Origin of the sequence: Xanthomonas sp. SHU 308 (assembly GCF_000364645.1) — a bacterium.
Lineage (GTDB): Bacteria > Pseudomonadota > Gammaproteobacteria > Xanthomonadales > Xanthomonadaceae > Xanthomonas_A > Xanthomonas_A sontii.
In genome coordinates this window covers 1-5,387 of sequence record NZ_AQOK01000368.1, presented here as the reverse complement: position 1 = coordinate 5,387, position 5,387 = coordinate 1, and the positions used below count along the sequence as shown (strand labels likewise).

Sequence of the window (5,387 nt, the reverse complement as noted above, 5' to 3'; positions counted from 1 at the left end):
CAGCCAGGCGCCCAGGGCGGCGGCCAGCGGGCCGATTCCGGCGGCCAGCGCCAGCACCGCGCCCAGGGCGGCGGCGAGCATCGGCGCACGCGCGCGGAGGAAAGAGTCAGTCATCGTGTCGATCGGTGGTGCCGGGCAGGGACGGCGGCAATTGCAGATGGAAGCCGCAGCCGGCGAGGTTGGCGCGCACCGCGGCCGGATCGGCGCGGGCCAGCGTGCGTTCGGCGGTCAACGCCACCTCGAGCACGAACGCCAGCGGCTGCAGCGACGCCAGCAGCGCCGGCGGCAGACGGCCGAAGTCGTCGCGGGCGGCGAGATACAGATAGGTGTCCGGCTTGCGTTGGCTTTTGTAGACGTAGGCTTGCATGCCCGTGGCGTGCGCCTGGCGTGGAAAGGCAAGCGATTGTGGAGGAAATGCGCCAGCGGCGAAAGCGCACGCCGGCCCTGCGCTGAACGGATCCGGGCGCGGGCGCTATTCACGTTCGCGTCGTGGGTGTTTCACGGCATGACCGAATGCGTCGATATACTGCGGCGATTGTCCTTGTATGGAATACCGCGTGACCGAAGCGTCCTCGTCGCCCCGCATGGCCCCGGTGGCCATCCGCGCCTACACCGCGACCAACGCGCTCGGCAGCGGACTGCACGCCCAGGCCGCGGCGCTGCGCGAGGGCCGCAGCGGCCTGCGTCGCAACGACTTCGGTCCGCAACCGCTGGAATGCTGGATCGGCCGGGTGGACGCGCTGGAAACCGCCGCGCTGCCGGAGGCCCTGGCCGCGTGGGAATGCCGCAACAACCGCCTGGCCTGGCTCGCACTGCAGCAGGACGGCATGGCCGCCGCCGTGGCCGCCGCGGCGCAACGCCACGGCGCCGAACGGGTGGCGGTGGTGATGGGCACCTCCACCTCCAGCATCGGCGCCAGCGAGGAGGCCTACACCCGGCTCGAGCACGATGCGGACGGCCCACGCATGCCCGCCGACCTGGACCGGCCGATCGTGCACACCCCGCATTCGCTCGGCGATTTCGTGCGCGCCGCCACCGGTTTGCGCGGTCCGTGCATCACCGTCGCCACCGCCTGCTCGTCCAGCGCCAAGGTGTTCGCCCAGGCCGCGCGGCTGATCGCCGCCGGCGTGGTCGATGCGGCGCTGGTCGGCGGCGTGGACACGCTGTGCGGCAGCGTGCTGTTCGGCTTCAACTCGCTGCAGGTGGTGTCGCCGGAACCATGCCGGCCGTTCGACGTGCGCCGGGTCGGGCTGTCGCTGGGCGAGGCCGGCGGCTACGCACTGCTGGAACGCGCCGATGCCGCCGACGCGCCGCCGGCGCAGGCGCTGCTGTGCGGCTACGGCGAATCCAGCGACGCCCACCACATGTCCGCGCCGCATCCGCAGGGGCTGGGCGCCGGCCTGGCGATGCGCGGCGCGTTGCAGCGCGCCGGCGTGGACCCGGCCGAGGTCGGGTATCTCAACCTGCACGGCACCGCGACCCCGGCCAACGACAGCGTCGAGGCCGCCGCGGTGGCGGCATTGTTTCCGCCGACCCTGCACGCCAGTTCGACCAAGGCCTGGACCGGGCACACCCTCGGCGCCGCCGGCATCGTCGAGTCGGTGTTCGCCCTGCTGGCGCTGCGCGACGGCCTGCTGCCCGGCACCCTCAACAGCGAATTGCCCGATCCCGCCTGCGGCCCACAGATCCGCTTCGCCACCGCCCATGCACAGGTCCGCTACGCGATGAACAACTCCTTCGGCTTCGGCGGCAACAACTGCTCGCTGCTGTTCGGCCGCGCATGAGCACGCCCATGCTGAGCGCGACGATCGAAGGCATCGGGTTCTGGGCGCCCGGCCTGCCCGGATGGACGCTGGCACAGGCGTTCGCGCGCGGCGAAGGCGCGCCGCTGGAGACGCCCGGACGGCCCTCGCCGCAACTGCTGGCGCCGAACGAGCGCCGCCGCGCGCCGGACACGGTGGCGGTGTCGCTGGACGCGGCGCTGGCCGCCTGCCAGGACGCCGGCCGCGACCCGGCCACGCTGCCGTCGGTGTTCACCTCCACCCACGGCGACCTGGCGATCACCGACTACATGTGCACCACCCTGGCCAGCGAGCCGCTGTCGGTGTCGCCGACCAAGTTCCACAACTCGGTGCACAACGCCGCCGCCGGCTACTGGACCATCGGCGCCGGCGCCACCGCCGCGGCGACCGCGATCAGCGCGCACTCGGGCAGCTTCGCGCAGGGCCTGCTGGAAGCGCTGTCGCAACTGGCCGCGGGCGAGGACGCGGTACTGCTGGTCGGCTACGACAGCCGCTCGGTGGGCGCGCTGGGCCGGATCGCGCGCAGCGAGGGCCTGCTCGGCGGCGCGCTGGTGCTGAGCGCGGGCGCCCGCGACGGCAAGCCGCAATTGCAGGTACAACTGCGCGACGGCACCGCGCCGGTTGGCGATGGCGCGCTGGCGCGGCATGCCGCGGGCAACGCGATGGCGCCGATGCTGCCGCTGTTCGATGCGCTGGCGCTGGGCGGCAACGGTTGCGTGCTCGATGCAGGCGGCGGCCGCTGCCTGCAGGTGGAGCTGCGCGCATGAGCCGCACGCCGCTGAGCGCCGCCGACGCGGCGATCCTGATTCCCGCCCTCAACGAACGGCTGCGCATCCGCGAGGTGGTCAGCGACGCGCTGGCGCACTGCCCGCGGGTGATCGTGGTCGACGACGGCTCCGACGACGGCACCAGCGACTGCATCGCCGACTTGCCGGTGACCCTGCTGCGCCATCCGCAACGCCGCGGCAAGGGCGCGGCGTTGCGCAGCGGCTTCGCCGAGGCGCAGCGCCAGGGCGCGCGCGCGGTGATGACCATGGACGGCGACGGCCAGCACAGCGCCGCCGACTTCCCGCGGTTGCTGGCCGCGGCCAACCGCTATCCCGGCTGCGTGATCGTCGGCGCGCGCCTGCGCAAGCGCGCCAGCCAGCCGCCGATCCGCCGCATCGGCAACGATTTCGGCGACTGGGGCATCGCCTGGGGCTGCGGCTTCCGCCTGGTCGACAGCCAGAGCGGCCAGCGCCTGTACCCGCAGTCGGTCTACACCCTGCCCGACGTGCCCGGCGAGGGCTTCGTGTTCGAGGCGCAACTGCTGATCTCCGCGGCGCGCCAGGCCGGCGCGCGGGTGGTGGCGGTGCCGATCGAGACCCGCTACGCCAACCAGACCCCGGGCACGTTCCGCAAGAGCCACTTCCGGCTGGTGCGCGATCTGTGGAAGATCACCTCGCACGTGATCGTGCAGGTGTGGACCTATGGGCACGTGGTGCGCGAGTACCGGCGCACCCGCGCCAATCCGGTGCTGATCGACGACATCGACGGCACCCTCGACACGGCCCCCCTGGCCGTCGCCAAGGAAAAGACGACATGAAGGCAGCGCAGGCGGATGTGGCGATTCTGGGCGGCGGACTGGCCGGACTGACCCTGGCGCTGCAATTGCGCCAGCGCGACCCGCAGCTGCGCATCCGCGTGCTGGAACGGCGCGCGCACCCGGTGCGCGAGGCCGCGTTCAAGGTCGGCGAGTCCTCGGTGGAGATCGGCGCGCACTACTTCGCCGAGGTGCTGGGCCTGCGCGAGCACCTGGATGCCGAACAGATCCGCAAGTTCGGCTTCCGCTTCTTCTTCTCCGACCGGCGCACCGACATCGACCAGTGCACCGAGCTGGGGGTGAGCCAGTTGCTGCCCACCCCGTCGTGGCAGATCGACCGCGGCCGCTTCGAGAACTTTCTCGGGCAGCGCGCGCGCGAGATGGGCGTGGAGTTCATCGACGGCAGCACGGTGCGCGGCGTCGACCTGGCCGAGGACGACGGCGACCACTGCGTGCGCTACAGCCGCGACGGCACCGAGGCCAGCCTGCAGGCGCGCTGGGTGATCGACGCCAGCGGCCGCGCCGGCCTGCTCAAGCGCAAGCTCGGCCTGGCCCAGGACAACGCGCACCAGGCCAACGCGGTGTGGTGGCGGGTGGACGGGCTGGTCGATCCCAACGGCTGGTCGCAGGACAGCGCCTGGCTGCAGCGCTGCACGCCGCCGGACCGCTGGCGCTCGACCAACCACATGTGCGGCCCCGGCTACTGGTTCTGGCTGATCCCGCTGTCCTCCGGCGCGCATTCGCTGGGCATCGTCTGCGATGCCGCCCTGCATCCGCTGGAGACCATGAACACCCACGCCAAGGCGATGGACTGGCTGCGCACGCACCAGCCGCAGGTAGCCAGCACGCTGGAGCGCAGCGAGCACACGGTGCAGGATTTCCTGTTCCTGCGCGACTTCTCCTACGGCTGCAAACAGGTGTTCTCGGCGCAGCGCTGGGCGCTGACCGGGGAGGCCGGCGTGTTCCTGGACCCGTTCTATTCGCCGGGCAGCGACTTCATCGCCATCAGCAACACCTACATCTGCGAACTGATCGGGCGCGAGCGCGCCGGGCGCGACATCGCGCCCTACGCCGAGCTGTACCAGCAGCTGTATTTCTCGTTCTACGAGAACACCCTGACCCTCTACCAGGACCAGTACCCGCTGTTCGGCGACGCCCAGGTGATGCCGGTCAAGGTGATCTGGGACTACACCTACTACTGGTCGCTGCTGGCGCCGCTGTACTGCACCGACCGCATCGCCGACCTGGCCGTGCTGGGCCGGCTGCGCCCGGCGCTGCAGCAGGCCAGCGCGCTCAACCTGGGCATGCAGGCGCTGCTGCGCGACTGGGGCGCGGCCAACCGCGCGCAGGCCGCGGCGGTGGCCGACGGTCGCCTGCTGGACCAGTACCTGATCGGCTGGTTCCACGAACTCAACCGCGCCCTGAGCGACCGGCTGGACGATGCCGCCTTCGTCGCCCGCCTGCACGGCAACGTCGCGCGCATGGCGGAACTGGCCGGGGAGATCCTGGCGCGCGCCCGCCAGCAGCATCCGACGCTGGCCGACCACGGCCTGCTGGATGCCTGCCGCGATGCGGCGACGCCGCTGCCGGTCCTGTCGCCGGCCTGGTACGCGGACGCCGCCTGATCCACGCGCAGGGCCATGCCGCCCTGCAACAACGCGCGCTTCGCTTCCCCGCCGCGAAGCGCCAGGCGAGCGCGCAATTGCGCGGCACGCGTCACATGGGGCGAATATCGCCCGCGCATTCGGGTTTTCGCACGCGCGGCGGTTGACGCCCTGGCGCCACCGGCGCGACACAGGCCCGCCGCGCCCGGCGCGTCCTCCAGGAGAACTCCATGCGCTCCACGCTGCTCGCCTTGGCCCTGCCGCTGGCCGCTCTCGCCGCCGCCTCCACCGCACAAGCGCAGACGACCGCGCGCGCACCGGCCTCGCCGGCACCACTGCAGCAGTCGTGCGACGCGCTGGCGAGCCGGCTCGCCTATCCCGGCACCCGCTTCACCGCGG

Annotated in this window: 5 protein-coding genes; 4 read left to right on the top strand and 1 reads right to left on the bottom strand. The window is 72.2% G+C overall.

The window, feature by feature from the left end:
- Positions 1 to 106: 106 nt before the first annotated feature.
- On the bottom strand, positions 107 to 367 hold the full coding sequence (locus D588_RS0112630) for a YcgL domain-containing protein (RefSeq protein ID WP_017909431.1): 261 nt from the start codon (positions 365 to 367) through the stop codon (positions 107 to 109).
- A 217-nt stretch (positions 368 to 584) separates the two neighbouring features.
- Here D588_RS0112630 and D588_RS0112625 point away from each other — a divergent pair, with 217 nt between their 5' ends.
- Genes D588_RS0112625 through D588_RS0112610 form a run of 4 tightly spaced genes read left to right on the top strand, consistent with a single transcriptional unit; the run spans position 585 to position 5,009 of the window.
- Complete coding sequence (locus tag D588_RS0112625; protein WP_026143660.1) at positions 585 to 1,784, top strand: beta-ketoacyl-[acyl-carrier-protein] synthase family protein; 1,200 nt, start codon at positions 585 to 587, stop codon at positions 1,782 to 1,784.
- An 8-nt stretch (positions 1,785 to 1,792) separates the two neighbouring features.
- Complete coding sequence (locus D588_RS0112620; RefSeq protein WP_026143659.1) at positions 1,793 to 2,569, top strand: beta-ketoacyl synthase chain length factor; 777 nt, start codon at positions 1,793 to 1,795, stop codon at positions 2,567 to 2,569.
- On the top strand, positions 2,566 to 3,387 hold the full coding sequence (locus D588_RS0112615; RefSeq protein ID WP_017916235.1) for a glycosyltransferase family 2 protein: 822 nt from the start codon (positions 2,566 to 2,568) through the stop codon (positions 3,385 to 3,387). Before D588_RS0112620 ends, D588_RS0112615 begins: the two co-directional genes overlap by 4 nt.
- Positions 3,384 to 5,009 carry a tryptophan 7-halogenase gene (locus D588_RS0112610; protein ID WP_017916234.1) on the top strand — a complete coding sequence of 542 codons (1,626 nt, stop codon included), beginning with the start codon at positions 3,384 to 3,386 and terminating at the stop codon, positions 5,007 to 5,009. Before D588_RS0112615 ends, D588_RS0112610 begins: the two co-directional genes overlap by 4 nt.
- Positions 5,010 to 5,387: the final 378 nt, after the last annotated feature.